Origin of the sequence: Pseudomonas extremaustralis, assembly GCF_900102035.1 — a bacterium.
GTDB classification, from domain to species: domain Bacteria; phylum Pseudomonadota; class Gammaproteobacteria; order Pseudomonadales; family Pseudomonadaceae; genus Aquipseudomonas; species Aquipseudomonas extremaustralis.
Genome location: NZ_LT629689.1, coordinates 2,846,931 through 2,873,550, shown reverse-complemented (window position 1 = coordinate 2,873,550; position 26,620 = coordinate 2,846,931). Strand labels below are relative to the sequence as shown.

23 protein-coding genes, 2 tRNA genes and 2 pseudogenes are annotated in these 26,620 nt (G+C 59.6%); 16 read left to right on the top strand and 11 right to left on the bottom strand.

The features are described 5' to 3' along the window. Position 1 precedes the first annotated feature (1 nt). From BLR63_RS13100 to BLR63_RS13090, 3 genes and pseudogenes are all read right to left on the bottom strand, one after another. Positions 2-2,281 carry a TonB-dependent receptor gene (locus tag BLR63_RS13100; protein ID WP_042947648.1) on the bottom strand — a complete coding sequence of 760 codons (2,280 nt, stop codon included), beginning with the start codon at positions 2,279-2,281 and terminating at the stop codon, positions 2-4. A gap of 24 nt (positions 2,282-2,305) precedes the next feature. Further along, positions 2,306-3,024: pseudogene (locus BLR63_RS13095) on the bottom strand (energy transducer TonB family protein). A gap of 2 nt (positions 3,025-3,026) precedes the next feature. After that, positions 3,027-3,434, bottom strand: coding sequence for an ExbD/TolR family protein (locus tag BLR63_RS13090; protein ID WP_005786670.1), 408 nt, complete (start codon positions 3,432-3,434; stop codon positions 3,027-3,029). A 190-nt stretch (positions 3,435-3,624) separates the two neighbouring features. Here BLR63_RS13090 and BLR63_RS13085 point away from each other — a divergent pair, with 190 nt between their 5' ends. Further along, positions 3,625-4,179 (top strand): GNAT family N-acetyltransferase, encoded by a 555-nt coding sequence (locus BLR63_RS13085; RefSeq protein ID WP_042947645.1) that lies wholly within the window; start codon positions 3,625-3,627, stop codon positions 4,177-4,179. Continuing rightward, on the top strand, positions 4,176-5,750 hold the full coding sequence (locus tag BLR63_RS13080; RefSeq protein ID WP_042947643.1) for an alkaline phosphatase D family protein: 1,575 nt from the start codon (positions 4,176-4,178) through the stop codon (positions 5,748-5,750). The genes BLR63_RS13085 and BLR63_RS13080 overlap by 4 nt, the downstream gene beginning before the upstream one ends. On the opposite strand, the gene BLR63_RS13075 is transcribed toward BLR63_RS13080, so the two are convergent. After that, positions 5,747-6,373 carry an alanyl-tRNA synthetase gene (locus BLR63_RS13075; RefSeq protein WP_042947656.1) on the bottom strand — a complete coding sequence of 209 codons (627 nt, stop codon included), beginning with the start codon at positions 6,371-6,373 and terminating at the stop codon, positions 5,747-5,749. The two genes, BLR63_RS13080 and BLR63_RS13075, sit on opposite strands and share 4 nt — an antisense overlap. Positions 6,374-6,461: 88 nt before the next feature. Here BLR63_RS13075 and BLR63_RS13070 point away from each other — a divergent pair, with 88 nt between their 5' ends. Further along, entirely contained in the window at positions 6,462-7,397 is a 936-nt protein-coding gene (locus tag BLR63_RS13070; RefSeq protein WP_010567537.1) for a LysR family transcriptional regulator, read from the top strand. 111 nt (positions 7,398-7,508) lie between these two features. Here the strand turns inward: BLR63_RS13070 and BLR63_RS13065 are convergent, their stop codons facing one another. Then, positions 7,509-7,916, bottom strand: a complete 408-nt coding sequence (locus BLR63_RS13065) for a PA2817 family protein (protein ID WP_010567536.1) — start codon at positions 7,914-7,916, stop codon at positions 7,509-7,511. A gap of 75 nt (positions 7,917-7,991) precedes the next feature. Further along, positions 7,992-10,439, bottom strand: a complete 2,448-nt coding sequence (locus BLR63_RS13060) for an acyl-CoA dehydrogenase (RefSeq protein WP_010567535.1) — start codon at positions 10,437-10,439, stop codon at positions 7,992-7,994. A gap of 191 nt (positions 10,440-10,630) precedes the next feature. On the opposite strand from BLR63_RS13060, the gene BLR63_RS13055 reads away from it, so the two are divergent. The 4 genes from BLR63_RS13055 to BLR63_RS13040 all read left to right on the top strand — a co-directional run bounded on the left by BLR63_RS13055 (position 10,631) and on the right by BLR63_RS13040 (position 13,793). After that, complete coding sequence (locus BLR63_RS13055; RefSeq protein WP_010567534.1) at positions 10,631-11,290, top strand: transglutaminase-like domain-containing protein; 660 nt, start codon at positions 10,631-10,633, stop codon at positions 11,288-11,290. 42 nt (positions 11,291-11,332) lie between these two features. Next, positions 11,333-11,950: a glutathione S-transferase family protein gene (locus BLR63_RS13050; protein ID WP_010567533.1), complete on the top strand. Its 618-nt coding sequence runs from the start codon at positions 11,333-11,335 to the stop codon at positions 11,948-11,950. Between the two features lie 134 nt (positions 11,951-12,084). Continuing rightward, positions 12,085-13,017 (top strand): ABC transporter ATP-binding protein, encoded by a 933-nt coding sequence (locus BLR63_RS13045; RefSeq protein WP_010567532.1) that lies wholly within the window; start codon positions 12,085-12,087, stop codon positions 13,015-13,017. After that, the gene (locus BLR63_RS13040) at positions 13,014-13,793 is read left to right on the top strand and encodes an ABC transporter permease (RefSeq protein WP_010567531.1); all 780 of its coding nucleotides are present in this window, start codon (positions 13,014-13,016) and stop codon (positions 13,791-13,793) included. Before BLR63_RS13045 ends, BLR63_RS13040 begins: the two co-directional genes overlap by 4 nt. Positions 13,794-13,846: 53 nt before the next feature. Here the strand turns inward: BLR63_RS13040 and BLR63_RS13035 are convergent, their stop codons facing one another. Next, positions 13,847-14,386 carry a TetR/AcrR family transcriptional regulator gene (locus BLR63_RS13035; RefSeq protein ID WP_010567530.1) on the bottom strand — a complete coding sequence of 180 codons (540 nt, stop codon included), beginning with the start codon at positions 14,384-14,386 and terminating at the stop codon, positions 13,847-13,849. A gap of 91 nt (positions 14,387-14,477) precedes the next feature. On the opposite strand from BLR63_RS13035, the gene BLR63_RS13030 reads away from it, so the two are divergent. The 4 genes from BLR63_RS13030 (at position 14,478) to BLR63_RS13015 (ending at position 19,224) form a co-directional block, all read left to right on the top strand. Continuing rightward, complete coding sequence (locus tag BLR63_RS13030) at positions 14,478-15,671, top strand: MFS transporter (protein WP_010567529.1); 1,194 nt, start codon at positions 14,478-14,480, stop codon at positions 15,669-15,671. A 42-nt stretch (positions 15,672-15,713) separates the two neighbouring features. Beyond that, positions 15,714-16,025, top strand: a complete 312-nt coding sequence (locus tag BLR63_RS13025; protein ID WP_010567528.1) for a cupin domain-containing protein — start codon at positions 15,714-15,716, stop codon at positions 16,023-16,025. Between the two features lie 107 nt (positions 16,026-16,132). After that, entirely contained in the window at positions 16,133-17,281 is a 1,149-nt protein-coding gene (locus BLR63_RS13020) for a TDT family transporter (protein WP_010567527.1), read from the top strand. A gap of 68 nt (positions 17,282-17,349) precedes the next feature. After that, positions 17,350-19,224, top strand: a complete 1,875-nt coding sequence (locus tag BLR63_RS13015) for an MFS transporter (RefSeq protein ID WP_010567526.1) — start codon at positions 17,350-17,352, stop codon at positions 19,222-19,224. A 35-nt stretch (positions 19,225-19,259) separates the two neighbouring features. Here the strand turns inward: BLR63_RS13015 and sugE are convergent, their stop codons facing one another. The 4 genes and pseudogenes from sugE to rdgC all read right to left on the bottom strand — a co-directional run bounded on the left by sugE (position 19,260) and on the right by rdgC (position 21,721). Next, positions 19,260-19,574, bottom strand: coding sequence for a quaternary ammonium compound efflux SMR transporter SugE (gene sugE / locus BLR63_RS13010; protein WP_010567525.1), 315 nt, complete (start codon positions 19,572-19,574; stop codon positions 19,260-19,262). 106 nt (positions 19,575-19,680) lie between these two features. Further along, positions 19,681-20,646 carry a bile acid:sodium symporter family protein gene (locus BLR63_RS13005; protein WP_010567524.1) on the bottom strand — a complete coding sequence of 322 codons (966 nt, stop codon included), beginning with the start codon at positions 20,644-20,646 and terminating at the stop codon, positions 19,681-19,683. A gap of 34 nt (positions 20,647-20,680) precedes the next feature. After that, a pseudogene (locus BLR63_RS31880) lies at positions 20,681-20,770 on the bottom strand (outer membrane lipoprotein carrier protein LolA); the annotation flags it as partial. Positions 20,771-20,800: 30 nt separating this feature from the next. Further along, a complete protein-coding gene (gene rdgC / locus BLR63_RS13000; RefSeq protein WP_010567523.1) occupies positions 20,801-21,721 on the bottom strand; it encodes a recombination-associated protein RdgC in 921 nt (306 codons plus the stop codon). A 159-nt stretch (positions 21,722-21,880) separates the two neighbouring features. On the opposite strand from rdgC, the gene BLR63_RS12995 reads away from it, so the two are divergent. From BLR63_RS12995 to BLR63_RS12975, 5 genes are all read left to right on the top strand, one after another. After that, positions 21,881-21,956 (top strand) — tRNA-Val (locus tag BLR63_RS12995). A gap of 19 nt (positions 21,957-21,975) precedes the next feature. Continuing rightward, positions 21,976-22,052 (top strand) — tRNA-Asp (locus BLR63_RS12990). 233 nt (positions 22,053-22,285) lie between these two features. Continuing rightward, a complete protein-coding gene (locus BLR63_RS12985; protein WP_010567522.1) occupies positions 22,286-23,599 on the top strand; it encodes a tyrosine-type recombinase/integrase in 1,314 nt (437 codons plus the stop codon). 631 nt (positions 23,600-24,230) lie between these two features. Beyond that, a complete protein-coding gene (locus BLR63_RS12980) occupies positions 24,231-25,574 on the top strand; it encodes a metallophosphoesterase (protein ID WP_042947641.1) in 1,344 nt (447 codons plus the stop codon). After that, positions 25,571-26,605, top strand: a complete 1,035-nt coding sequence (locus tag BLR63_RS12975) for a GTPase-associated system all-helical protein GASH (protein WP_010567520.1) — start codon at positions 25,571-25,573, stop codon at positions 26,603-26,605. The genes BLR63_RS12980 and BLR63_RS12975 overlap by 4 nt, the downstream gene beginning before the upstream one ends. The last annotated feature ends 15 nt before the right edge of the window (positions 26,606-26,620 follow it).

Sequence of the window (26,620 nt, the reverse complement as noted above, 5' to 3'; positions counted from 1 at the left end):
GTTAGAAATTGGCTTCCAGGGACACCGTCACGGTGCGTTCCAGGCCAACGATGTAGGCCGGGTCGCCGTCGCGGAAACCGCTGTAGCTGGCCGCGTTGGTCTTGGTGGTGTACACGCCGTCCAGGTACTTCTTGTCGAATAGGTTGTCGACGTTCAGGCGCAGGGTTGCGTCCTTCACCACTTTCTTGTCCACCGGCAGGTAGATACCGGCGCCGGCGTTGAACACGGTGCGGCCGGAGATGGCTTCGTCGTTGGTCAGGTCGCCATAGAGCTTGCTGGTGTATTTGCCTCCGAAAGTCCCGTAGAAGCGCCCGTCGTCATACCCGATGTTGGCGGCCAGCATGTTTTTCGGCACGTTGGCGAACTGCTTGCCGCTGGTGGGCAACAGGATGGCTTTGCCCGCGTTGTATACGGTCAAGTCGTCCTGTTGCTCGGCCTTGGTATAGGTATAGGAGGTGTAGTAGTTGAAGTGGTGGGGCAGCAGTCCGCTCCATTCCAGCTCCAGGCCACTGTTGTTGACCGATCCGGCGTTGATGTCGGCGAAATCGCCGTTGATGTCCTTGGATGAAACCTGGCGATCCTTGAACTGCATATAGAACAAGGTGGCGGCCACGGTCATGTCGTCGCCGGTGAAACGCCAGCCCAGCTCATGGTTCCAGCTGGTTTCCGGCTTGGAGTTGATCGAGTCCACGCCCTTGTCGTACAGCACATAGTTCTGTGGGATACGCATGTTGCGCGACAGGCTGTAGAACAACTGGTCGCGTTCGTCGAGCTGGTACTTGAGGCCAGCATTGGGCAGTAGCTTGTTGTAGGTCTGGTGACGTTTTTCCGGCTGCTCGGTGAGGCTGCCGTTGTTGGTGCCGTCGCGCTTGACGTTCATGTAGGCCAAGCCAGCCACCAGGGTCCAGTCTGGATTGATGTACCAGGTGTCCTGGGTCCAGACTTTTTGCGCCGGGGTGACGGTGAAGCGATCGCGACCCTGCACGGTGTTGCCGTTCGCATCGACCACGGCGTCGCCGTCCGGCCAGGTGTCGGTAGGCTTGCCATTGCTCTTGAGCGCGATGAACGGTTGGGTCTGGCTTTGGCGTGCGCGCTCATACCAGTAGCCGAATTGCAGGCTGTGATCGCCCAGGTCCCAGTTCAGTTTGGTGGTAATGCCGGGGCGCCAGGTCTGGGTGCGCGAGGGGCGGTAGTACACGCCGGTGGTGGAGGAGCCATCGGCGTTGTATTGGGCAGCGGTGGGCAAGTTGCCTAGGTCGAAGACGCCGCCTGCGTTCGAGCCGCGGTTCAGCGCGTAGCTCGACGAACCAACGCCGCTACCGTTACCCCAGTAGTAATACGGGATCACCGAAAGCGCCAGATTGTCGGCCAGTTTGAACTGGGTATTGAGCACGCCGGTAAAAGTCTGGAACGGGTTCTGCGCGAGGGCGTAGTAGCTGTTGAGCTTGCCGTTACTGCCGACTGTCGGCGTGGCGGGGTAGGGGTCGAACTTTCGGCCGTTCTGCTGGAACTGCGATTTGGTCAGTTGGCTGTAACTGTTGTTGTCCTGCTCGTGGTACTTGAGGATCAGGTTGGCGGTGTTGCCATTGCCGGCGTCGAAGAAGCTGTTCCACTCGACCTTGTCCGCACGCACGGCGCCTGACCCGCGCCACATCTGCCCTTCGGTATGGGACGCCGACAGCCAGTTGCTCAGGCCGTTGACCTCGCCGGTGTTGAGTCGGGCAAAGGTCTTGCGGGTGGCGTTGCTGCCGACCGTCTGCTTGACGAAGGCCCCGGTTTCCTTGGTGGGACGAATGGTCACGATACCGATGTTGCCGCCGCTGGAACCGATGTGCGGGCCGTCGGCCTCCGACGAGCCTTGGGTGACGAAAATCTGGTCGATGTTTTCCGGGTCGCCCAAGAGGTTGGAGTAAAGCGCGTAGTTGCCGGAGTCGTTGATCGGCATGCCGTCCACCGACATTCCCACCTGGTCGGAGTTAAGCCCGCGCATGGTGAAGCGAAAGCCCGACAGGCCGGTGGCATCTTCGCTGGAGATGTTCAGGCCCGGGGTGTACTTGAGCTTGTCGATGGCGTTGCCGGTGGCGGTTTGTTTATCCAGCGCTTCCTTGGTCACCGTGGAGCGTCCCTTGATGCTTTCTTCCTGCACCATATAACCGCCACCGGCAGTGGCCTTGCCCTGTACGCCGATGGTGCCGACGTCGCTGTCGCCGGTGTCGGCCATGACCATGCCATGCCCCATGCTCGCGGCAACGAGTGCCAGATGAATCCGTGTGAACCTCATCAGTGTCGTCCTAGTGTCGGGTGCTTATTGCACGCTGTAGTTGAAGGTGGCGGTGAAGCGCTGCTCGTTGCGCCCCCGAAGGCTTGCTCGGGGAACGGCTTGACCTGCTTGATACGCCGCAGGCTGTTGGCGGCTGCCCGGTTGAGCAACATGCTCGAGGCCGGGGTCTGCACGCCGGAGTCGAGTACCCGACCCTGGCGGTCCACCAGCAGCCAGACCACCACGTCGCCACTCGGGCGTTCGAGGGAAGCCTGGCGTCCGGTGGGGTATTGCTTGTAAGTGTCCAGCTCGTTACGCAAACCCTTGAGGTAACCACCCTCCAAGGCCTGGCCATCGACCTTGGGCGGTGCGGGCGGGGCCGGTGTCGGCGCAGCCTGTGCGACCGCTGCGGGCGCGGGTTTGGCCGCCACCGGGGGCGGTGTAGGCGTGGGTTTGGCGACCACTGGCTTGGGCACCGGCTTGGGTGCAGGTTTCGGCAACGGCTTGGGTGGTGGTGGGGGCGGTGGTGGAGGGGCCGGCTCGGCCTCTTCATCCTCGATCACCGGCGGTGGCGGTTCTTGCTCCACCACGGGTTGCGGCATCACCTCGGGCTCCGGTTCGACCAATGCCAACTCGACCGCCGATTCGTCATATACCGGTTCGACCTTCAACGTCTGGGACTGGATACCCAGTGCAATCAGCACCAGGGCGATCAGGGCCGGGACACTCCCCAGCAGCCGACGCGCACGAAACAGGACGTACATGATCAGGACTTACGCGTGGCGATGGACACGGAGGTAAAGCCACCCAGACGCAGGGTGTCCATCACCTCCACCAGGCGCGAAACTTCCACGCCCTTGTCGCTGTTGACGATGATCGTCGACTTGGTATCCGGCTTTTCAGCCGCCTTCAGCGCCGGTACCAGAGCGTCGACCGTGAGGTCCTTGCCATCCAGTTGCAACTGGCCTTCCAGGCCCAAGGTGAGGATGAATTTGTTCTGCGGCTTGAGTTGCTGTGAACTGCTGGCGCTGGGCAGTTGAGTCTTCATACCGAGTGCCGGAATCACGTTCAGACTCACGAGTACGAAAAACACCAGGAGGAACATCATCACGTCGATCATCGGGATCAGTTCGATGTGTGCCTTACGTTTTTTCGGTTCATCCCAGGTTCTCATTCCGCTACCCCGTTATTGAATTAGGGGCGACACGCTAACAACGAAAAATGACCGAACGGTTAACTTTAATTTACGTTTTGACGTGTCTAGGACGTGTCTTACAGATCAGTTTCCGATTAATTCGAGGGGGCAATGAAATTGAAACGTCCGCGGGACATTCTCAAAAAATTTACACCGAGAACCGTCTTGTATGAGTCAGTCACTGCCGTATTTATCGACGTCGTGTTTGCTGTTGCGGGCGCTGGAAATCGACCAGGCCGCAGTGCTTTGCAGTCTCGCCAACGAGCCGAAGATTGCTGACAACACGGCCAATATTCCATCGCCCTATACCTTGGAAACGGCCCGGACGTTTATTGACGGGTTGCAAGACAAATACCTCGTCGGCGATCTGTTGAGCCTGGGCGTGCACCTGCACGAAACCGGCGAATTGATCGGCATCGTCAGCCTGCGTCTCAATGCGCGTCACCACTACGGGAGTCTGGGCGGATGGGTGGCGGCGCATTGTCGCAACCAGGGGTATGCCGCCGAGGCGGCGCGTGCGGTGATGGACTTCGGGTTCGCTGAACTGGGTCTGTACCGCGTGGGCGGCCAGTGTTTTGCCCGTAACAAGGAGTCGGCGCGGGTCATGGAGAAAATCGGTTTGCTGTACGAAGGTTGTATGCGCGCCGCTTTTCTCAAGAATGGGGTGTATGAGGACTTGCTCGGGTTTGCGGCCGTGCGCAATGTCTGGGAGTGCCGAGCGTGAGTCGCGCGGTTGACCATGATCGGCGACGGGTGCTTGCCGGGCTGGCTCTGGCCACCACCTTTTCGATCCTCAGCCCGTTTTCACGCAGTGCGGGGATCGATTATCCGTTCACGTTGGGCGTGGCCTCGGGTGATCCGTTGCCGGATGGTTTTGTGATCTGGACGCGTCTGGCGCCGTTGTTCAATGCGGCGGACGGTCGGGGCGGGTTGGCGCGTGCGGTGCCGGTGCGTTGGCGGGTCGCCAGCGATGCGGGAATGACGCGCATTGTGAGGCAGGGTGAAGTGATGGCGAGCGAGCGCTTTGCCCATTCCGTGCATGTGGAGGTCGCGGGGCTGGAGGCCGGCAGGCCATATTGGTATCAGTTCGAAGGGCTGGGGGCACAGAGCGCGGTGGGCCAGTCGCGTACCGCGCCGGCCCTGCATGCCATGGCGGCGGCGCGCTTGGGGTTCGTGTCGTGCTCCCACTGGGAACGCGGCTACTTCAGTGCCTATCGCCACCTCGCGGCGGAGCAGCCGGACTTGGTGTTTTTCCTCGGTGACTATATCTACGACAGTTCCTACGCGGCAGATTCGGGAAAGGTCATTCGTTCCCACGGCAGCGGCAACGCGCAGACCCTGAGCGATTATCGCAACCGCTATGCACTGTATAAGACCGATCCGGATCTCCAGGCCTTGCACGCGGCGGCGCCCAGCGTTGCGACCTGGGACGATCACGAGGTGCAGAACGACTATGCCAACCGCTGGTCCCAGGACCCGAAGGTTGCCGTGGCGCAGTTTCTCAAGCAACGGGCGGCGGCGTATCAAGCCTATTACGAGCATATGCCACTGCGCCTGAGTAGCCTGCCCAACGGGCCGGACATGCGGATTTATCGGCGCCTGGACTACGGCCGCCTGGCACGTTTCCATGTACTCGACGGTCGACAGTATCGCTCCGAGCAACCGTGCATTCAGGCCAGCGGCAGCCACCAAGGCCACATCGCCGCCAACACCTGCACCGACTTGCGCGATCCCGCTCGCACCATGCTCGGTTGGCAGCAGGAGGCCTGGCTGGACCAGGGGTTTAGCCAGTCGAAAGCGCAATGGAACGTGATTGCCCAGGACTTGCTGGTGGCCCCGCTGCTCCAGCGTGACCTGACCCAGCACACGCTGGGCCATTGGACCGATGGTTGGGATGGCTACATGGCGAACCGGTCTCGGATGCTCGCGTCCATCGCGCGCCATCACGTCAAGAACCCGGTGTTCTGGGGCGGCGATATACATTCATTCTGGGCCACGGATTTGCATGCCGATGCCAACAACCCGGACTCGCCCGTGCTCGCCACCGAGTTCGTCGGCACCTCGGTGACCTCCGATGGGCCGCCCTATGATGCCTTCACCCAGATGCTGCCGCTGAATCCCCATGTAAAGTTTTTCGACAGCCGCCAGCGGGGGTACGTGTCGGTGGCGTTGGATGCACAGCGCATGCTCACGAATTTCCGCGTGATTACCGATCCGCGTGACCCGGCCGCCACGGTTTCGACGCTCCAGTCGTTCGTGGTGGAACCTGGGCGGGCCGGGGCTATCGCGGTTTAATCCAGGCTGTAGCGCACTGACAACACGCCTTTTTTCTCCGACAGGGCCAGGATCGTCACCTGGCCCAACTCGTTTAACGCCTGCACATGGGTGCCCCCACAGGAATAGGCCGGCAACGGGCCGAAGCCCACTTTGCGGGTACCGTCTTCCAGGGTCATGTGGCGTGTGTAGCTCGCGGCGATCCATTGATCGATCTGCTGTTGAAGCGTCTCGACATCCATGACTTGCGCGGCATCGCCACGGATGAAAGAGACCTTGCCTTCACCCGGCCAGTGGTGGGCCTTGATCGGCATCCAGCCCAGGGTTTCGCCAGCATTGCCGATCAAGTGTCCGGCCGAATGCAGGCGGGTGTGCAAGGCGCGGCGTTGTTCATCGACGCGCGCGGTGGTCGGGCCGGGTTTCACCGGACGGTCGACGTAGTGCACCACATGATCGGCTTCCTGCATGACCCGCAGTACCTGGCTCTCGCCGAGGTAACCGGTGTCGAACGGCTGGCCACCGCCCTGAGGGTGGAAAATCGTTGACTGCAGGGTCACTGCAAACACGTCTTCGTGGGGCTTGCAGTCCAGCACTTCAAGCTCTGCCGTCAGGTGGTCGTGGGTGAAAAACAGGCGCTCGGTCATCATTTGCATCCGCATCAAGGTTCTGCGCCAGTATAAATAGTGCTTGGATGAGTGATAATCCGTTCATATTTCAATGGACCTGTGCGTCATGAGCATCAATCTTCCTTTGCCGCTGCTGGGTGAAATGGCGATTTTCGTCAAAGTGGTGGAAGCCGGCAGTTTCTCCGAAGCTGCACGGCAATTGAGCGTTTCGCCCTCGGCGGTGAGCCGCAGTATCTCGCGTCTCGAGCAGGCCCTGGCCATGCGTTTGCTGCAACGCACCACGCGCAAGTTGCGCCTGAGCGAGGGTGGGGAAGAGGTGTTCAAGCGTTGCCAGGAGATGGTCAACGCAGCGCGTTCGGTGATGGAAATCAGTGGCCAGTTCACCGACGAAGCCGAGGGGTTGGTGCGGGTCAGCGTGCCCAAGGCCGTGGGGCGGTTCGTGGTGCACCCACATATGCCGGAGTTTCTGCGTCGTTATCCCAAGGTGGATGTGCAGTTGATCCTTGAGGATCGGCAGGTGGACTTGATCGATGACAACGTTGACCTGAGTATCCGCATCACCGACAGCCCGCCGCCGGGCCTGGTCGGGCGACCGTTATTGCCCATTGAGCATTTGCTGTGTGCGACGCCGCAGTACCTGGCTGAGCACGGTACGCCAAGCCATCCCCATGATTTGCTGGCGCACAGTTGCATCTACCTGGGGGAGACGCCGGGCGACTCACGCTGGAAGTTTCGCCAGGCCGGCAAGGCAGTAACGGTTGGCGTGCGTGGGCGTTATGCGGCCAACCACACCGGTGTGCGCCTGGATGCGGTGTTGCAGCATGTGGGGATCGGCAGCTTGCCGTACTTTACGGCACGCCATGCCCTGGACGAGGGACGCTTGGTGCAGGTGTTGCCGGCGTGGGACTTTATCGCGTCCTACCATGGCGAGGCGTGGTTGCTGCATTCGCCAACGCGTTACCTGCCACCGAAGTTGCGGGTGTTTATCGATTATCTGGTGGCGTGCATGGCCACCGAACCGACGTTGCGCCGATCTGACTGAGGGAGGGGGCTTGCTCCCGATAGCGGTGGATCAGTGTCCGATAGGCTGACTGACATACCGCTATCGGGAGCAAGCCCCCTCCCACATGGGGTTCTGTAGCGCCCCGAATGATCAGTGCTTGCTCTGGTCCTGTGGCATGGCCAGCAGTTGCTTTTCCTGGTTCCAGTCGAACGGTTCGTCGTTCTGTTCGGCTTCAAAGCGACGTTCTTCCAGGGCCTGGTACAGGTCCAGTTCTTCGTCGGGCATGAAGTGCAGGCAATCGCCGCCGAAGAACCACAGCAGGTCGCGGGGCACCAGGTGGGCAATCTGTGGGTAGCGCAGGATGACCTGGCTCATCAGGTCCTGGCCCAGGTATTGGCTTTCGATCGGATCGATCGGCAGCAGGGCGCGCAGTTCATCGAAGCGCTCCAGGAACAGGGTGTGGCTTTCCTCGGGTACCTGTTCGGCTTCGCCGACGGCAACCAGGATGCTGCGCAGGTGGTCGAGCAAGACGAGATGATCGGCAACGACGTTGGACACGAGATAAGTCCTCTAAAGCAAAAACGGGCGCGAGAGTATATGCCTCTCGCGCCCGTATTTATATGACCGCTCGACTCAGCGGACTTTACCTTCAGCCTGGGTCAGCTCTTCCTTGCTGAAGTCATCCACGTCGATCACCTTGCGCCGTGCCGCTTCAGCGTCGCGCAGGGTTTGCGCTTCGGCCGGTTGCAGCACGCCAGCCTGCAGTGCAGCGTCGATGGCATGTTCCTCGGCAGCGGGTTTGACCTGGCCGCTTTTGAGCGCGGTATGCAGTTTCTTTTGCAGCCCATGGCTGGCGCCGAGCAGGTCGTAGGCCTGTTGCAGGGCGCCCACCGGATCGTCCGCCGATTGCGGGCGGTAGCAGCCGGCCAGCAGCTCTTCCAGGGTCGGGTCGCCCTTGGCGCGTCCGATCACGGCGGCCACCTGTGCATCCAATGCATCGGACGGCCCGGTGTGGCGACGCCCGAACGGGAAGACGATCACCCGCAGCAGGCAGCCGAGGACCTTGTTCGGGAAGTTGCTCAGCAGTTCATCCAGTGCGCGCTCCGACTCGCCGAGGCTTTCTTCCATGGCCCAGGCGAACAGCGGTTCCAGGTGGTCCGGCGAGTCCAGGTCGTGATAGCGCTTGAGCGCCGCCGACGCCAGGTACATGTGGCTCAGCACGTCCCCCAGGCGCGCCGACAGGCGTTCGCGGCGTTTCAACTCGCCGCCCAGCAGCATCATGCTCAGGTCGGCGAGCAGGGCGAAGGCAGCGGCCTGGCGGTTCAGTGCGCGAAAGTAACCCTGGCTCAAGCGGTTGCCCGGTGCTTTCTCGAAGCGACCGACGCCCAGGTTCAGCACCAGGGTGCTGGCGGCATTGCTCACGGCAAAACCAATGTGTTGCATCAACAGGCCATCGAATTCCTTCAATGCCTGGTCGTGGTCTTCGCGACCGGCCAGGGCCATTTCCTTGAGGACGAATGGATGGCAGCGGATCGCCCCCTGACCAAAGATCATCAGGTTGCGCGAGAGGATATTCGCGCCTTCCACGGTGATAAAGATCGGCGCGCCCTGCCAACTGCGGCCCAGGTAGTTGTTCGGGCCCATGATGATGCCCTTGCCGCCGTGCACGTCCATGGCGTGGCTGATGCACTCACGGCCGCGCTCGGTCAGGTGGTACTTGAGGATCGCCGACAGCACCGAGGGTTTTTCCCCCAGGTCCACGGCGTTGGCGGTGAGCATGCGCGCGCTGTCCATCAGCCAGGCGTTGCCGCCGATGCGTGCCAGGGCTTCCTGGATACCTTCGAAGGCCGACAGCGGCACATTGAACTGCTCACGTACCTGGGCGTATTGGCCGGTGACCAGGCTGGTGAACTTGGCGGCGCCGGTGCCGACGGCGGGCAGGGAGATCGAGCGGCCGACCGAGAGGCAGTTCATCAGCATCATCCAGCCTTTGCCGAGCATCTCCTGGCCACCGATCAGGAATTCCAGGGGGATGAATACGTCCTTGCCGGAGTTGGGGCCGTTCATGAACGCGGCGCCCAGGGGCAGGTGACGGCGGCCGATTTCCACGCCGGGGGTATCGGTGGGAATCAATGCCAGGCTGATGCCCAGGTCTTCTTCTTCGCCCAGCAGGTGATCCGGGTCATGGGCCTTGAAGGCCAGGCCCAGCAAAGTCGCGACCGGTCCGAGGGTGATGTAGCGTTTTTCCCAGTTCAGGCGCAGGCCCAGGGTTTCCTTGCCTTCCCATTCGCCTTTGCAGATCACCCCAGTGTCGGGCATGGCGCCGGCGTCGGAGCCGGCCAGCGGACCGGTCAGGGCGAAGCAGGGGATGTCGTCGCCGCGGGCCAGGCGCGGCAGGTAGTGGTTGCGTTGTTCGTCCGTGCCGTAATGCAGGAGCAATTCGGCCGGGCCGAGGGAGTTGGGGACCATTACGGTGGAGGCCAGGTCGCCGCTGCGGGTGGCGAGTTTCATCGCGACCTGGGAGTGGGCGTAGGCGGAAAAGCCCTTGCCGCCGTATTCCTTGGGAATGATCAGCGCGAAGAAACCATGGGTCTTGATGTGCTCCCAGGCAGCGGGTGGCAGGTCCATGGCCTGGCCGATTTCCCAATCGCTGACCATGGCGCAGAGTTCTTCGGTAGGGCCGTCGATAAATGCCTGTTCTTCTTCGGTCAGTTGGGCCTTGGGGTAGGCCAGCAACTTGTCCCAGTCGGGGCGACCGCTGAACAGCTCACCGTCCCACCACACGGTGCCGGCATCGATGGCATCGCGTTCGGTTTCAGACATCGGCGGCAGGACTTTCTGAAACCAGCCGAACAGCGGCTTGGTGAAGTATTGGCGACGCAGGTCCGGCAGCAGCAAGGGCGCGGCCACGATTGCGATCAATACCCAGAAGACCAGCAGTAGCCAACCCGGTGCGTGACTCCAGGCACCCATCGCCAACAGGTAGACGGCGACCACGCCCAGGGCGGGCAGGGGCGCGGTGCGGCGGTGTGCCAGGTAGGCAATGCCGACCACCAGAACCAGTATCCACAACAACAGCATATTCAATCCTCCGTGAAACCAGGGGCGAAACCAACAAGGAGCTTAGTCGGCATCTGAGCAAGTGGGGTGATCAGGGTGTAACGAGTTGTACTGGGGGCAGCCATCGTCAGGCGCCGACATTTGGCCGAATCGTCGTTATCTCTATGGCAGGCCCGTCGTTAAACTCCAGGCTTCCCTCGGAGATCAAGCTCATGGATACGTACCTGAGTCCCAGCCGCTTCATCGATAGTGACCACCCTGCGGTGGTGGAGTTCGCCGAAACGCATCGCGGTTCCAGTGCGGATTTATGTGACCAGGCAGTCAGTCTTTATTACGCCGTGCGTGAGGCGATTCGCTATAACCCCTACACCTTCAGTCTTGATCCACACACCCTGAGCGCCAGCTTTGCCCTGGCCGCCAGCGAAAGCTACTGCGTGCCCAAGGCCACCTCTCTCGCTGCGTGCGCGCGGCACTGTGGCATTCCCGCGCGCATCGGCCTGGCGGATGTGCGCAATCATCTGTCGACGCCGCGCCTGATCGCGTTGCTCAAGAGCGATGTGTTCGCCATGCACGGATATACCGAGCTGTACCTGAACGGTCGCTGGGTCAAGGCCACGCCAGCGTTCAACCGCCAACTGTGCGAGGTGTTCGATGTAGCACCGCTGGATTTCGACGGAGTCAACGATAGTGTGTTCCACCCGTTCAACCGCCAGGGCCAGCGGTCGATGGAGTACGTGGTGGATCATGGGCAATTTCCTGACGTGCCCGAGGCTTTTTTCTTCGCCCATATTCAGCAGTGCTACCCACACCTTTTTGCCGGGGACATGCCGGCGCTGCTGGGCGACATGCACAGCGATTTGAGTCGCACGTGAACCGGGGTATGCTCCTGCGTTCATCAACAATAAGGTGCGGTCATGCTGAAGATCTGGGGTCGTAAAAATTCATCGAACGTCCGCAAGGCACTGTGGTGCGCCGAGGAACTCGGCCTGGACTATGAAGCAATTGATGCGGGCGGTGCTTTCGGTGTGGTCGATACGCCGCAATACCGGGCGCTGAATCCCAATGGCCGTGTGCCGGTGATTGAAGACGGCGACTTTGTGCTGTGGGAATCCAACACCATCGTGCGCTACCTCTGCGCCAAGCAGGCGTCGAGCTGGTACCCCGTCGATCTGAAAGCACGGGCCAATGCGGAAAAATGGATGGACTGGACCACCTCGACTCTCGCCGAACCATTCAAGGCGGTGTTCTGGGGCATCGTGCGCACCCCGGCTGACAAGCGCAACTGGGACAGTATCAACGCCGGGCGCCAGGCCTGTATCGACGCGCTCAACACCGTCGAGCAAGCCCTCGCCACCCAGCCTTACCTGTCGGGCGACGAGATCGGCATGGGCGATATCCCCCTGGGCTGCTTTATCTACGCTTGGTTCGAAATGCCCATCGAACGCCCGCCAATGCCGCACCTGGAGGCCTGGTACCAGCGCTTGCAACAGCGCCCGGCCTACCGCAAAGCGGTCATGACCGCGTTGACTTAATACTGACTATTAATACAGGTGACTGTACTTGTGCGGCGCGGGCAAGCACCATGCTTGTCGTGCGCCGCCGTTGAACGACGTGCGGTGTACCCTCATCTATTGTTCCTATTCCCTTCTTTGGTGCGTATTCAGATATGAGTTCCGCTCTGTCCATCCGGCAGCTAACCAAAACCTACGGCAACGGTTTCCAGGCCCTGAGTGGTATCGATCTGGACGTTGCCGAAGGTGATTTCTTCGCCTTGCTCGGCCCCAACGGTGCCGGCAAATCCACCACCATCGGTATCCTCTCGACCCTGGTCAACAAAACCAGCGGTACGGTGAATATTTTCGGACACGACCTGGACACCTCCCCGGCGGCGCTCAAGCGTTGCATCGGCGTGGTGCCCCAGGAGTTCAACTTCAACCAGTTTGAAAAGACCTTCGACATCGTCGTGACCCAGGCCGGTTACTACGGCATTCCGGCGAAAATCGCCAAGGAGCGCGCCGAGCAGTACCTGACCCAGCTGGGCCTGTGGGATAAGCGCGATGTGCCTTCGCGCTCGCTTTCCGGCGGTATGAAGCGCCGGCTGATGATCGCCCGTGCACTGGTGCACGAACCGCGCCTGCTGATTCTCGATGAGCCCACCGCCGGTGTGGACATCGAGCTGCGTCGTTCGATGTGGACGTTCCTGACCGAGCTGAACCAGAAAGGCATCACCATCATCCTCACCACCCATTACCTGGAAGAAGCGGAGCAACTGTGCCGCAACATCGGCATCATCGACCATGGCACCATCGTCGAGAACACCAGCATGCGTAATCTGCTGGGCCAGTTGCATGTGGAAACCTTCGTACTCGACCTGAAGAACAATCTGTCGGCGGCGCCGCAACTGCACGGCTACCCCTGCCATCTGGTGGACAGCCGCACCCTGGAAGTCCAGGTGGACAAAGCCATGGGCATCACGGCGTTGTTCGCCCAACTGGCGACGCAGAACATCGAAGTGTTGAGTCTGCGCAATAAAACCAATCGCCTCGAGGAGTTGTTCGTGTCCCTGGTGGAAAAAAATCTGGCGAAGGTGGCGGTATGAGTTCCGAACTGCAACCCAACCTCATCGCACTGCAAACCATCGTTTACCGTGAAGTAAAACGCTTTACCCGGATCTGGCCGCAGACCCTGCTGCCGCCGGCGATCACCATGGTCCTGTACTTCGTGATCTTCGGTAACCTGATCGGCCGCCAGATCGGCGACATGGGTGGCTTCACCTACATGGAATACATCGTGCCGGGGCTGATCATGATGTCGGTGATCACCAACTCCTACGGCAACGTGGTCTCCAGTTTCTTCGGCAGCAAGTTCCAGCGCTCCATCGAGGAACTGATGGTGTCGCCGGTGTCGCCGCACACCATCCTGATCGGCTACACCCTGGGCGGTGTGCTGCGGGGCTTGATGGTCGGTGTGATCGTGACCTTGCTGTCGCTGTTCTTCACCCACCTGCAGGTGCATCACCTCGGCGTCACCCTGATCGTGGTGGTGCTGACGGCGACAATCTTCTCGCTGCTGGGCTTCATCAACGCAGTGTTTGCGCGCAACTTCGATGACATCTCGATCATCCCGACTTTCGTGCTGACGCCGCTGACCTACCTGGGCGGGGTGTTCTACTCCATCACCTTGCTGCCGCCGTTCTGGCAGACCGTGTCGCTGGCCAACCCGGTGCTGCATATGGTCAACGCGTTCCGTTACGGCATCCTTGGCGTGTCGGATATCAAGATCAGCGTGGCGATCACCTTCATGATGGTGGCCACGGTGGTGTTGTACATCGGCTGTGCGCGGTTGCTGGTGAGCGGGCGCGGGATGCGTACGTAAGCGTCGATCCGCAAGGAGCCGGCTTGTCGGCTCCTACGGATGGTGGGGGATTTTCAGCGCTGGAGTGCCAGTTCGATCAGGGCATGCAGCTCTTCAACGGTCAGCGGTGCCGTTGAAAACAGAATGCGGAACACCGTTGGCGCCGCCAGCAGATTGATCAAATGGTCCACGCTCGGCGGCGCCTGGTCCGGATAGCGATCGACAATCGCCTGCAACTGCCCACTCAAGATACTCACGCAGTATCCCGGCGTGATCATGCACTGCAAGTCGCGCATCATGTTGCGCCCCGGCTCCGAACTCATTTCATCCAGGTATTGCTCGGCCCAGGCTTGCAGGTCGCCACGCAGGCTGCCGGTGTTGGCCGGTTCGCTGTCGGGGCGCATGCGGGCCAGGGCCACATCGGCCAGCAGCACGGAAAGATCACCCCAGCGACGGTAGATGGTCGAGGGGGTGACGCCCGCACGCGCCGCAATCATCGGTACGGTGACACTCGAGCGCTCATGGTCTTCCAGCAGCTCACGCACGGCCGAATGGACCGATTCTTGTACCCGGGCACTACGGCCCCCCGGGCGGAGGCCTTCTTTAATCGCCATGTTTGTGACCTTAACACAAAGAATTTGCTTTAAGCCTTGATGGGTAGCACACTGCACAAAAGCAAAATATTAGCTTTAGTGGGGCGTGCCCATGTCCAGTCCTACTTCTCATCGTTGCAGCCTGGGGTTCCTGGCGTTCACCTTGCTGACCTTTCTCGCGGCGTCCAGCGCGCCGACGCCGTTGTATCACGTGTATCAGGAAGGCCTGCATTTCTCTGCGGGTATGCTCACGCTGATCTTCGGTGTTTATGCCTTGAGCCTGTTGACGGCGCTGTTGACCGTCGGCTCGCTGTCGGACCACCTGGGGCGCAAGCCGGTGATTTTTGCCGCGCTGGTCCTGGAGATGCTGGCGATGCTGCTGTTTATCAATGAAGACAGCGTGGCCTGGTTGATCGCTGCGCGCACCGTGCAAGGCTTTGCCACTGGCATGGCCACCGCAGTGCTGGGCGCCGCGCTGCTGGATACCGACCGCCAGCAGGGGCCGCTGATCAATAGCGTCGCGCCCTTGCTGGGCATGGCATGCGGTGCGATGGGCTGCAGCCTGCTGGTGGAGTTCGCACCGTTTCCGACCACCTTGATTTACTGGACACTCCTGAGCTTGATGCTGCTGCAGGCCCTGTACCTATGGCGCCTGCCGGAAACCGTCAGCCGGATTCCGGGCGCGCTGGCGTCTCTGTGGCCCACCTTGCATGTGCCTCATCAGGCCCGCCGCGCATTATGGATTGCCTTGCCGGTGGATGTCGCCGTCTGGGCCATGGGCGGTTTCTATCTGTCCCTGGCGCCTTCGCTGGTGCGCGCGGCCACGGGGTCGACCTCCAACCTGATCGGCGGCGGCCTGGTGGCGGTGCTGACCTTGAGCGGCGCGGTGATGATTTTCAGCCTGCGCAATCGTCCGGCGGACAAGACCCTGCGCCTGGGAGCGGTGTTGTTGGCGGTGGGGGTGGGGCTGATCCTGAGCGCCGTGCACGCTGCCAGCCTGCCGTTGTTTTTCATCGCGACGTTGGTCGCCGGCGGCGGCTTTGGTGCCGGGTTCCTCGGTGCCTTGCGCAGTGTCGTACCCTTGGCCTTGTCCCATGAACGGGCGGGCTTGATGTCTGCGTTCTACGTCCTGAGCTACCTGGCGTTTTGCGTGCCATCGCTGCTGGCCGGCAACCTGACGCGCACGTTCGGCTTGATTGCCACGACCGATGCGTATGGCGTGTCGCTGATCGTGCTGGCACTCAGTGCACGGGTGGCCCTGCTGTTGCAGGATTGCGCCCGGGCCAGGGCGACATCGAACCCGTGATGCGTTCATAATCGCCGGCCCCCATAGCCTTGAGATTCAAGCATGAAGATCATCCGCAGCAAGGACTTCACCGGCAGCCGTGCCTGGGAGGCACTGGATATCGCCAACATGAACGGCATCACCACCCGTCTGCATTGGACCGACCAGCCGTATCGCTGGCACATCAACGATGGCGACGAGGTGTTCGTGGTGCTCGATGGCCGGGTGCACATGCACTACCGCGACGGCGGCCTGGAACAGGTGGCTGAATTGGCCGTGGGTGACATCTTCTACGCCAGTGTCGGCACTGAGCATGTGGCCCATCCCCAGGGCCCGGCGCGCATTCTAGTGATCGAATGCGAAGGCAGCGAGTGAGGGTGTATCTGTAAAATAGATAACAGATAGAGATATTACCCGTTATATAGATATTCGCTCAGGTTCTACCATGGCCTCAACCTCATGCGAGGAAGAGGATCGCCATCATGACCTGCTCGACGACCATCAGCTACAAACCCTTCAGCCATCTGACCCGTCCCCGGGAAGTGATTCGCCAGTTCACGCCGAACTGGTTCGCCGCCACCATGGGCACCGGCGTACTGGCATTGGCTCTGGCGCAATTGCCGGCCGATCTGCCGGGGCTGCGCACCCTTGCCGAAGGCCTGTGGGTATTCACCATTGGCTTGTTCGTGCTGTTCAGCGTGCTTTATGCCGCGCGCTGGGTGATGTTTTTCCACGAAGCCCGGCGCATTTTCGGACATTCCACGGTATCGATGTTTTTCGGCACCATTCCCATGGGGCTGGCGACGATTCTCAATGGCTTGCTGCTGTTCGGCCTGCCGCGCTGGGGCAGCGACGTGATCCCGTTGGCCGAAGCCCTGTGGTGGCTGGATGTGGCGATGGCCCTGGCCTGCGGCGTGCTGATCCCGTTCATGATGTTCACCCGCCAGGAACACAGCATCGACCAGATGACCGCCGTATGGCTGTTGCCGGTGGTCGCTGCCGAAGTCGCAGCGGCCAGCGGAGGTTTGCTCGCGCCGCACTTGGCGGATGCCCATGGCCAATTAGTGATGCTGGTGACCAGTTATGGGTTGTGGGCGTTTTCCCTGCCGGTGGCGTTCAGTATCTTGACCATCCTGATGCTGCGCATGGCCCTGCATAAACTGCCCCACGCCAATATGGCGGCGTCGAGCTGGCTGGCGCTTGGTCCCATCGGTACCGGTGCCCTCGGCATGTTGCTGCTCGGTGGCGATGCCCCGGCGATCTTCGCGGCCAATGGCATGCCCGGTGTCGGGGAGGTCGCCGCCGGCCTGGGGCTGGTGGCGGGGATTACCCTGTGGGGTTTCGGTTTGTGGTGGATGCTGATCGCGGTGTTGATCACCCTGCGTTATCTACGCGCCGGTATCCCGTTCAATCTGGGTTGGTGGGGGTTCACTTTCCCGTTGGGGGTGTACGCCTTGGCCACCCTCAAGCTGGCGAGCGTGCTGCACCTGGGCTTTTTCAGCGTGTTTGGCAGCGTGTTGGTGGTGGCGTTGGCGCTGATGTGGTTGATCGTCGCCAAGCGCACCGTGCAGGGCGCTTATAAAGGTGAGCTTTTTGTTTCACCGTGTATTGCCGGACTAGGGAATAAGTAAGCGCGATTAGGTAAAGTCGTGGCCTGGAAAACCAACAACAGCCTTCAGGCCACGCAGGAACACGGACGATGAGCCACCCCTCACAATTCACCTTGCTGCGCACACGGCGCTTCCTGCCGTTTTTCATCACCCAGTTGCTGGGTGCCTTCAACGACAACATCTTCAAGCAATCGCTGATCCTGGCCATTCTGTACAAGCTCACCATCGACGGGGACCGGGCGATCTGGGTCAACCTGTGCGCCTTGCTGTTCATCTTGCCGTTCTTCCTGTTCTCGGCGCTGGCCGGGCAGTTTGGCGAGAAATTCAACAAGGACGCACTGATCCGCGTGATCAAGATCGGCGAGATCGTGATCATGGCCGTGGGCGCGACGGGCTTCCTGTTCAATCACCTGGAACTGATGCTGCTGGCGCTGTTTGCCATGGGCACGCATTCGGCGCTGTTCGGGCCGGTGAAGTACTCGATCATGCCCCAGGCGCTGCACGACGATGAGTTGGTGGGGGGCAACGGGCTGGTGGAAATGGGCACGTTCCTGGCGATCCTGGCCGGGACCATCGGTGCCGGGATCATGATGTCATCCGCCCATTACGCGCCGGTGGTGTCGGTGGCCATCGTCGGCGTGGCGGTATTGGGTTACCTGGCCAGCCGCAGCATTCCACGCGCGGCGGCATCCAGCCCGCAGTTGCGCTTGAACTGGAACATCTTCAGCCAGTCCTGGGCAACCCTGCGCCTGGGCCTGGGGCAGACCCCAGCGGTGTCGCGCTCGATCGTCGGCAACTCATGGTTCTGGTTTGTCGGGGCGATCTACCTGACGCAGATCCCGGCTTACGCCAAAGAGTGGTTGTACGGCGATGAAACCGTGGTGACGCTGATCCTCACGGTGTTCTCGGTGGGGATCGCCTTCGGTTCGATGCTCTGCGAAAAACTCTCCGGGCGTAAGGTGGAAATCGGCCTGGTGCCGTTCGGTTCCTTTGGCCTGACCGTGTTCGGCCTGCTGCTGTGGTGGCATTCCGGCGGCTTCCCGCAGAACCTCCAGGCCAACGACTGGCTGGCGGTGCTCGGTTACGGCCAGGCGTGGTGGGTGCTGTTGGATATCCTGGGGCTGGGTGTGTTCGGCGGTTTCTATATCGTGCCGTTGTATGCGCTGATCCAGTCGCGCACCGCCGAGAACGAGCGGGCGCGGGTGATCGCCGCCAACAATATTCTCAACGCGTTGTTCATGGTGGTATCGGCGATTGTGTCGATCCTGCTGCTGAGCGTGGCCAAGCTGTCGATCCCTGAGTTATTCCTGGTGGTGTCGCTGCTCAACATCGCGGTCAACGCCTACATCTTCAAGATCGTCCCCGAGTTCACCATGCGTTTCATGATCTGGCTGCTCAGCCATTCCATGTACCGCGTGGAGCACCGCAATCTGGAGCTGATTCCGGACGAGGGCGCGGCCTTGCTGGTGTGCAACCACGTGTCGTTTGTCGATGCGCTGTTGATTGGCGGCGCGGTGCGTCGGCCGATTCGCTTTGTCATGTACTACAAGATCTACCGCTTGCCGGTGCTCAACTTTATCTTCCGTACCGCCGGGGCGATTCCGATTGCCGGGCGCAACGAAGATATCCAGATCTACGAACAGGCCTTCACGCGCATTGCCCAGTATCTGAAAGAAGGTGAGTTGGTGTGCATCTTCCCGGAAGGCAAGTTGACCGCGGACGGGGAGATGAACCCGTTTCGCGGTGGCGTCACGCGCATTCTGGAAGAGACGCCGGTGCCGGTGATTCCAATGGCCTTGCAGGGGCTGTGGGGGAGTTTCTTCAGTCGCGATCCGAACAAGGGATTCTTTCATCGCATCTGGTCGCGGGTGGTGTTGGTGGCCGGTGAGCCCGTCGGGGTAGAGGCCGCGACACCCGAGCAGTTGCAGGAGAGGGTAGGAACGTTGCGCGGTCATCTCAGGTAAGGAGCGTTCCTGGTGAGTGGGAACGCTCCAAGGGCTCAACTGCTGATCTTGAGCCCGATCAACCCGCAAATGATCAATGCCACGCTGGCCAGCCGGAACAGCGCCATGGATTCGCCGAACAGGATAATCCCGGCGATCACCGTGCCCACGGCACCCACGCCGGTCCAGATGGCATAGGCGGTGCCCAGGGGCAGTTCCTTCATGGCCAGCCCCAGCAGACCGAGGCTGATGGCCATCGCGGCGATGGTCAGGACGGTGGGCAGTGGCTTGCTGAAACCGTCGGTGTATTTCAGGCCGACGGCCCAACCGACCTCGAACAGGCCGGCAAAAAACAGAATGATCCAGGACATGATGACCTCCCTTTTTATAGGCGGGGTCGTCCCCTGGTGAGCGCTCGATGGCGTCGCGGGGTCGTCCCCGCGAAAGTCGATAGAGTGCCGAATATGGATCGCTTGATCAAGTTTGTGGCGTGTTCTCAAGGGTGCGACGGTCTTCCTTCTCGCTCATGCGACGGAAGTACGTCGAGAGCAACGCCCCGGAAATGTTGTGCCAGACACTAAACAGCGCGCTCGGCACCGCTGCCAGTGGCGAAAAGTGCGCGCTGGCCAGGGCAGCACCCAGCCCGGAGTTCTGCATGCCCACTTCCAGGGCCAGCGACTTGCGCTGCGCCAAAGGCAACTTGAACAGACGACCGGTGAAGTAGCCCAGCAAGTAGCCGAAGCTGTTGTGCAGCATCACCACCGCCATGATCAGCAGGCCTGATTCGGCGATCTTCGCCTGGCTGGCGGCTACCACCGCCGCGACGATAATCACGATGCTCACCACCGATACCAGCGGCAGCACTTCCACCGCATGGCGCACACGTTCGCCGAGCACGCGCTGGGCGACCACGCCAAGCACGATCGGCAGCAGCACCACTTGCAGGATCGACCAGAACAGCTCCATGAACGACACCGGCAGCCAGGCCGACGCCAGCAGCCAGATCAACGCCGGTGTGAGCAGCGGGGCGAGGAGGGTGGTGACGGCGGCGATGGCCACCGACAAAGCCAGGTCGCCACGGGCTAGCCAGGTCATCACATTGGACGAGGTACCGCTTGGGCAGCAGCCGACCAGGATCACGCCGACGGCAATTTCCGGCGGCAGGTGAAACGCCTGGCATAACAGCCAGGCCACGCCCGGCATGATCACGAAATGCGCGACCACGCCCAGGGCCACGCGCCACGGATGGCGGGCGACCTCGGCGAAGTCATCAAGTTTGAGGGTCAGCCCCATGCCGAACATCACCAGGCCCAGCAGCGGGACGATGGCGCTTTTCAGGCCGATGAACCAGCCGGGTTCGACGAAGGCCAGCACGGCAAAGATCAACACCCAGTAGGCGAAGGTATTGCCGACAAAGCGACTCAAGGCGGCGAGTGCGCGCATGGGGAGGTCCTTATTATTAGTTGGGCGGAAACACCACTGTAGGAGCGAGCTTGCTCGCGAAAAACCTGAGCGCGCCGCGTGCATGCAGAATGCCCGCGTCATCGTTGACGATTTTCGCGAGCAAGCTCGCTCCTACAGTAAGGCGATAGTGGGCTTAGATGCCCTGTGGGGTTTCTTCGCCGCCCAGCGCTTCGATCAATGCCGGCAGGAATTCGCCGAAAGTCAGCATCATCAGGGTAAAGCTGGCATCCAGTTGGCCCAGGGCTTCGTCACCGCCGTCCTGTTCCGCCTGGTCTTGCAGCAGGTCCTCGAACTTCAGGCGCTTGACCGTCATTTTGTCGTCGAGCATGAAGGACAGCTTGTCCTGCCAGGCCAGGGACAGTTGAGTCACGACTTTGCCGGTGGTGAGGTGCAGCTGGATTTCCTCGCCGGTCAGGTCCTGGCGCTTGCAACGCACAATGCCGCCGTCTTCGTGGGTGTCGCGCAGTTCGCATTCGTCGAGGACGAAGAAGTCATCGGCCGGTTTCTGGGTGGTGACCCAGTCGGTCATGATCGCGGTGGGGGCGGTTTTCACGGTCAGCGGACGTACCGGCAGGGTGCCGATCACTTCACGCAGGGTCGACAGCAGGTCTTCGGCGCGTTTCGGGCTGGCCGAGTTGACCAGGATCAGGCCCTGTTTCGGCGCGATAGCGGCGAAGGTCGACGAACGACGGATAAACGCGCGCGGCAGGAAGGCCTGGATGATTTCATCCTTGATCTGGTCCCGTTCCTTTTTATAGACCTTGCGCATCTGCTCGGCTTCGATCTCTTCGACTTTCTCTTTCAGCGCATCACGCACCACGCTACCTGGCAGGATGCGTTCTTCCTTGCGCGCGGCGATCAGCAGGAAGTCACCGCTGACGTGAACCAGGGGAGCGTCTTCACCTTTACCGAAAGGTGCGACGAAACCGTAAGTGGTCAACTCCTGGCTTGCACACGGGCGCGCCAGTTTGGTGGCCATGGCCGCTTCCAACGCCTCGGCATCAACAGGCAGATCTTGGGTCAGGCGATAGATAAGCAGGTTCTTGAACCACATGGGGTGAGTCTCTCCTTTATACAAAGGGGGGCATTATTGTCTTGATAGCGGCTGAGGCCAACCCTGCCTAAGCCATTGGAAGGCCTCAAAAAAAAGATTTAAGAAAGTGCTTGCCAGACCTTGGGTCGCTCCGTAGAATGCGCGCCACACCGAAACGAAGGGTGATTAGCTCAGCTGGGAGAGCATCTGCCTTACAAGCAGAGGGTCGGCGGTTCGATCCCGTCATCACCCACCATTCGCTTCAAGTGTTACGCGCAGCGGTAGTTCAGTCGGTTAGAATACCGGCCTGTCACGCCGGGGGTCGCGGGTTCGAGTCCCGTCCGCTGCGCCATATTTGCTTCCACTAAGGCCCACTGAACGCCTGGAAGCTACGGAAATAGCGGCCTTGAGCCGCTTTTTTCGTTTTCTGAATTCCATTGGAATCCATCTCCAGCCACGGTTTTTAAGTACACATTTAAGTACACCGCTGGCACAGCCTTTTACGATTCCTTGCGCATCAATTTTCTTATTGGTCCGTCTACCGCTGGGTTGTATTCCCCTCCTTGATGCAAAAGGAGGTGTCTGATGGCTCTGACAGATACAGCGATCAAGCAAGCCAAGCCCGCCAGCAAGCCTTACACGTTAACTGATGGGGATGGCTTATCTCTGCAAGTGCCCACGACGGGTTCGAAGCGCTGGCATTTCCGCTTCTATTGGCATGACAAGCAATTGCGTATTTCCCTTGGCATCTATCCCGACGTCAGTCTCAAGGAGGCTCGCCAGCGGAGAGAGGCTGCACGCGCGCTGGTGGCCAACAATATCGATCCCCGCTCACATCGTCGCGCCGAGCGCCAAAAAGCCTCTCACGCCGCCAACAACACGTTTGAAGCGGTTGCTGGTCGCTGGCATGAGTTCCGAAGTAAAAAGCTGACGAAAAGTAAGAGGGGCAGTGCAGGGCAAGCGAGCAAATACCTGAAGAAGGACATGCTGCCGTGTTTGGGCGATCTTCCGATCTCAGATATTTCTCGTGGTGACGTGCTGGAGCTCATTAGGCGAATTGAGCGCAGAGGGGCGCTGGTCTCTGCTCGAAAGGTGCGCACCTGGCTCAACCAGATCTTCCGTTTTGCCATGGCGGAAGGGCTCCTTGATGTGAACCCAGCAGCAGATCTTGATATCGTTGCCGAGACGCCGCGGCCAGTTCGCCATAATCCTTTCCTCCAGGTAAATGAACTTCCAGGACTGCTAAGGACCGTAACCAACTATGGGTGTGCAGAAGCGACACGACTTGGTATCCGTCTATTGCTGTTGACAGGGGTGCGTACAGGAGAGCTACGTGCGGCGACGCCAGACCAATTCGACCTCGACAAGGGGATCTGGCTGGTGCCGCCGGAGGGTGTCAAGCAACTCCGGAGTCGTGTTCGAACCCAGGGGAATGAGATCCCACCTTATGTAATTCCACTGTCTACCCAAGCAATTGCAATTGTGCAGCGGCTAATGCAGCTAAGGGCGCGCGGTGCGCGGTACCTGCTGGTTCACCGATACGAATCGCAGGAAATGATCAGTGAAAATACCCTTAACACCGCGATTAGCCGTATGGGTTACAAAGGAAGGCTCACCGGTCATGGCATCAGGGCTACCATCTCCACGGCGCTTAATGAGGTTGGCTTTGTAGAAGAGTGGATTGAGGCGCAGCTTTCACACGCTGATACCAACCAAATTCGGGCTGCATACAATCATGCAGAATACGTCGAGCCGAGACGTAGGATGATGCAATATTGGGCGGATTTATTAGATGCGCTAGAGGGCGGCGTTTCTCCGCCTACGCCCGAAGCATACATGCCGCATACCGGGCGAATTTCAATGGGGTGTCTGAGTGCACAGCGGGAGTCGGCTGATTAATAGTATCGGGTGCTAGGGGGTCGAGTGTTCGAATCACTCCGTCCCGGCCATATTCTATGACTTAGCCCAATCTTCACCGGTTGGGCTTTTTCATGTCTAAAAAATACTCCCACGGATATTTTGGATCTGGATAGCGTTGCCATTCCGAAGGCGCAATTGTGTTCTGATCTCATGTCCGGAGGCTCTCCGTGCCAAGGCGATGCTCTGAAGTGGCAAGTGCGTTCGTCTACTGCATTGCCCATATCGGAGGTCCGAGAGGCGAGCACCGGGGGATGGGTATTGGCGGGTGATAGTCTCGGTTGCTGCGGAGGCCATTCAGACAATCTCTCAGGCCGGCAGAGGTATTAGGTATCACGCAGTTTCAGCGGCGTGACGTGGAGAGGGCTGATCAAGCATGATCCCGCTCAGCGAGCCGCAACCATCAGCAGCAACCACGGGTGGACGTGGGTATAGCATTTTGCTAGCTTCGATTCATTTTCCGTTACTCCCTAGGTGACCTTTTCGGCGTCGACTGACCCGTTTTACAGCTCTGTTGGGTACAACCAAGTACCGCCTAGGGTTGAGATCGCGCGCAAGGACAGTCTTCCAGCCCCTTTCACATCAGTTGCGTGAGGCAAACAAGGAGTTCAGTTTGGCGGCCGTATTTATCCACCTCTCCGATATTCACTTCGGACAAGAAAAAGCTAGCAGCATTCGGATAGTCAACGAGGACGCTCGCAGGCAGTTAATCGAAGATGCGGCCGCACACGTGGCTACACTACCTACCAGAACAGCTTCGGGCATCTTAGTGACGGGAGACATCGCATATGCGGGCAAACGTCATGAGTATGACGCAGCTGGATTGTGGCTTGATGAACTTGCCTCCCGCGTTGGTTGTACGGCAGCTGATATTCAAATGGTCCCAGGAAATCACGATGTCGATCGAGATCAGATCAAAGGATTGACTGAAATGATGCTCGCGGCGATCGGTAACGAAGGTGAAGCGAAGCTGGATGACTTTCTTGAAGAGGCGGTGGCAAGAGAGGTCCTTTATCGTCGCTTTGAAGAGTACCGACGCTTCGCCGACGCTTACCAGTGTCCGCTCGACTGCAGCGGCAATAGCAGTGCAGAGCGTAGGGTGGAGCTCGCCAATGGACGAGCGATTCGCTTTGTCCGACTAAACTCCGCTTTGATTTGTTCGAGGCGTAAAGACGAAAAGGGAAATTTGCTTCTGGGAGCCCGCCAGCGGGTTATGAATGAGGCGATCGGCGAAGAGCTGGTGGTGCTAACTCATCATCCACTTGATTGGTACGCCGACTCGGCTGAGACCAAGAGGTTCTTAAGAAGCCGAGCTCGAGTTTTCATTTCCGGCCATGAGCACCTGGCAGCAGTAGATGTCCAAAACGTAGAACCTGGGCGCGACCTCATGATGCTTGCCGCTGGAGCTACGACACCTGATAGCTTCGATGACACCTACACTTATGCTTACAACATTATCCAGTTTGACTGGGATGAGAACGACGATGCTCTTGCCGTAACACTGTACGCCCGAGCATGGAACGACGACATGAAGCGGTTCGAGTCGGACGATATGCGTCTTGGTGGGCATGGGCAACGAACCGTTTTAGGTTCACCCAATTTTCTTAAGGCAACAAGGCCTTCCATCGGCACCAGGGTCAAAACAGGCCAGGATATGGAGCCGGCGCCGGTCGAGATTATCTTACCGCCGGAGGAAGAGATGGCCGGCAACTCGCGCGTTGATGAGACGGAGTATCAGAATCTCCATTTGCGTTTCTTCCGCGATCTTACAGAGGGCGAACGACTTCGTATTTTGGTGGAGCTTGACGCCGTACCTAATGAAAATATGGATCATTTTACTCACGAGACGGAAAGCAAACTTTTCCGAAATATCGCTAAAATGAATCGTTTCGATCAACTGCGCGAAAAGGTGGAAGAAGCCCTCACCAAGCGTAAAACCAACAAGGACAATCAATGAGCAACATGGCCGAATATGCTCGTATTTTTGATACTGGTACTGACGACGGATTGGTGGAGAAACGATTAAAAGCTGTGGCTGAAATCAAAGCGTGGTTTGAAAGTCTCACCCCGGATTTGGCCATTAGTACGGCGAGTCGTATTTCATCCTCATTCGGCACCAGCACATGTCTTCCCGATGAAATTGCAGTCATTGGTGAAGAAATAATTCAGCGGCATGCTGTCTCATTTGTTCGGTCCGCTAATCCAGATGATCTGCAAATCAAGGTGGTTTTGGCAGTCGCCGCAATCGACGTTTTTCAAAGTGTCACTGCTAAAAGCGGTGGAACTTCGGTGGATGCTCTGGCGGCGGCCTTCTGGTCAGCCCTTGCGTTTCAGCGCCCTCTTGAATTGGAGAAGGTTGAACGCCTTCGTCAAGACTTGCTGACAGCCAGCCGCACGCATGCGCTGAAAATTGCCGATGCCGCGCGTGCGCGGCAGACGGTGCCATCAATCGGTCTCGTGTCCATCAGTCAGGATTCAACACAGCCGTCTAGAGTCAATAAAGCCTTTAGCCAGGCCGTAGAGCCAATGATCTCGGCGATGCGTGAAAATGCTGTACTCGACCGTGAAGAGCTGGACTTTATGTGGTGGCTCCTCTCCGGGCGGAGCGAGTTGCTGGACGAGCCGCTCGATAGCTTGCCGGGTGCAGTTCGCGCCGTCGCCGCCGGATTGGATGGGGCGCTCAAATTGAGAAGACTTCCAGCAGACGCTCACCGCAACATCGTTCTGCGTAATATTGAGAATGGCGAACCGTTGTCACTCATGGAGCTTATCGAGCTTTTAGGTGAGCGCCGTACTAAATTAGCCACAAATTTTGGTTCGATTAAGGCTGATGAATCCGCGGTATTTCCGCTTATGGCGGCGATTAAAACCGGGAGTACTGATGCTTGCGCATCGGAGGAAAAGAGGACCGCTTGGGAATGGGGGGGCCGCGCATTACTGGAGGGGGCAATTCAGCATTTGCGTAAAGGGACGGCCAACGGACTATGACCGAGCCAGTGTGTA

Coding starts and splice junctions, on each gene's coding strand:
- BLR63_RS13100 (WP_042947648.1), bottom strand. CDS start 2,281: ATGAGGTTCACACGGATTCATCTGGCACTCGTTGCCGCGAGCATGGGG.
- BLR63_RS13090 (WP_005786670.1), bottom strand. CDS start 3,434: ATGAGAACCTGGGATGAACCGAAAAAACGTAAGGCACACATCGAACTG.
- BLR63_RS13085 (WP_042947645.1), top strand. CDS start 3,625: ATGAGTCAGTCACTGCCGTATTTATCGACGTCGTGTTTGCTGTTGCGG.
- BLR63_RS13075 (WP_042947656.1), bottom strand. CDS start 6,373: ATGACCGAGCGCCTGTTTTTCACCCACGACCACCTGACGGCAGAGCTT.
- BLR63_RS13070 (WP_010567537.1), top strand. CDS start 6,462: ATGAGCATCAATCTTCCTTTGCCGCTGCTGGGTGAAATGGCGATTTTC.
- BLR63_RS13060 (WP_010567535.1), bottom strand. CDS start 10,439: ATGCTGTTGTTGTGGATACTGGTTCTGGTGGTCGGCATTGCCTACCTG.
- BLR63_RS13055 (WP_010567534.1), top strand. CDS start 10,631: ATGGATACGTACCTGAGTCCCAGCCGCTTCATCGATAGTGACCACCCT.
- BLR63_RS13050 (WP_010567533.1), top strand. CDS start 11,333: ATGCTGAAGATCTGGGGTCGTAAAAATTCATCGAACGTCCGCAAGGCA.
- BLR63_RS13045 (WP_010567532.1), top strand. CDS start 12,085: ATGAGTTCCGCTCTGTCCATCCGGCAGCTAACCAAAACCTACGGCAAC.
- BLR63_RS13040 (WP_010567531.1), top strand. CDS start 13,014: ATGAGTTCCGAACTGCAACCCAACCTCATCGCACTGCAAACCATCGTT.
- BLR63_RS13035 (WP_010567530.1), bottom strand. CDS start 14,386: ATGGCGATTAAAGAAGGCCTCCGCCCGGGGGGCCGTAGTGCCCGGGTA.
- BLR63_RS13030 (WP_010567529.1), top strand. CDS start 14,478: ATGTCCAGTCCTACTTCTCATCGTTGCAGCCTGGGGTTCCTGGCGTTC.
- BLR63_RS13025 (WP_010567528.1), top strand. CDS start 15,714: ATGAAGATCATCCGCAGCAAGGACTTCACCGGCAGCCGTGCCTGGGAG.
- BLR63_RS13020 (WP_010567527.1), top strand. CDS start 16,133: ATGACCTGCTCGACGACCATCAGCTACAAACCCTTCAGCCATCTGACC.
- BLR63_RS13015 (WP_010567526.1), top strand. CDS start 17,350: ATGAGCCACCCCTCACAATTCACCTTGCTGCGCACACGGCGCTTCCTG.
- sugE (WP_010567525.1), bottom strand. CDS start 19,574: ATGTCCTGGATCATTCTGTTTTTTGCCGGCCTGTTCGAGGTCGGTTGG.
- BLR63_RS13005 (WP_010567524.1), bottom strand. CDS start 20,646: ATGCGCGCACTCGCCGCCTTGAGTCGCTTTGTCGGCAATACCTTCGCC.
- rdgC (WP_010567523.1), bottom strand. CDS start 21,721: ATGTGGTTCAAGAACCTGCTTATCTATCGCCTGACCCAAGATCTGCCT.
- BLR63_RS12985 (WP_010567522.1), top strand. CDS start 22,286: ATGGCTCTGACAGATACAGCGATCAAGCAAGCCAAGCCCGCCAGCAAG.
- BLR63_RS12975 (WP_010567520.1), top strand. CDS start 25,571: ATGAGCAACATGGCCGAATATGCTCGTATTTTTGATACTGGTACTGAC.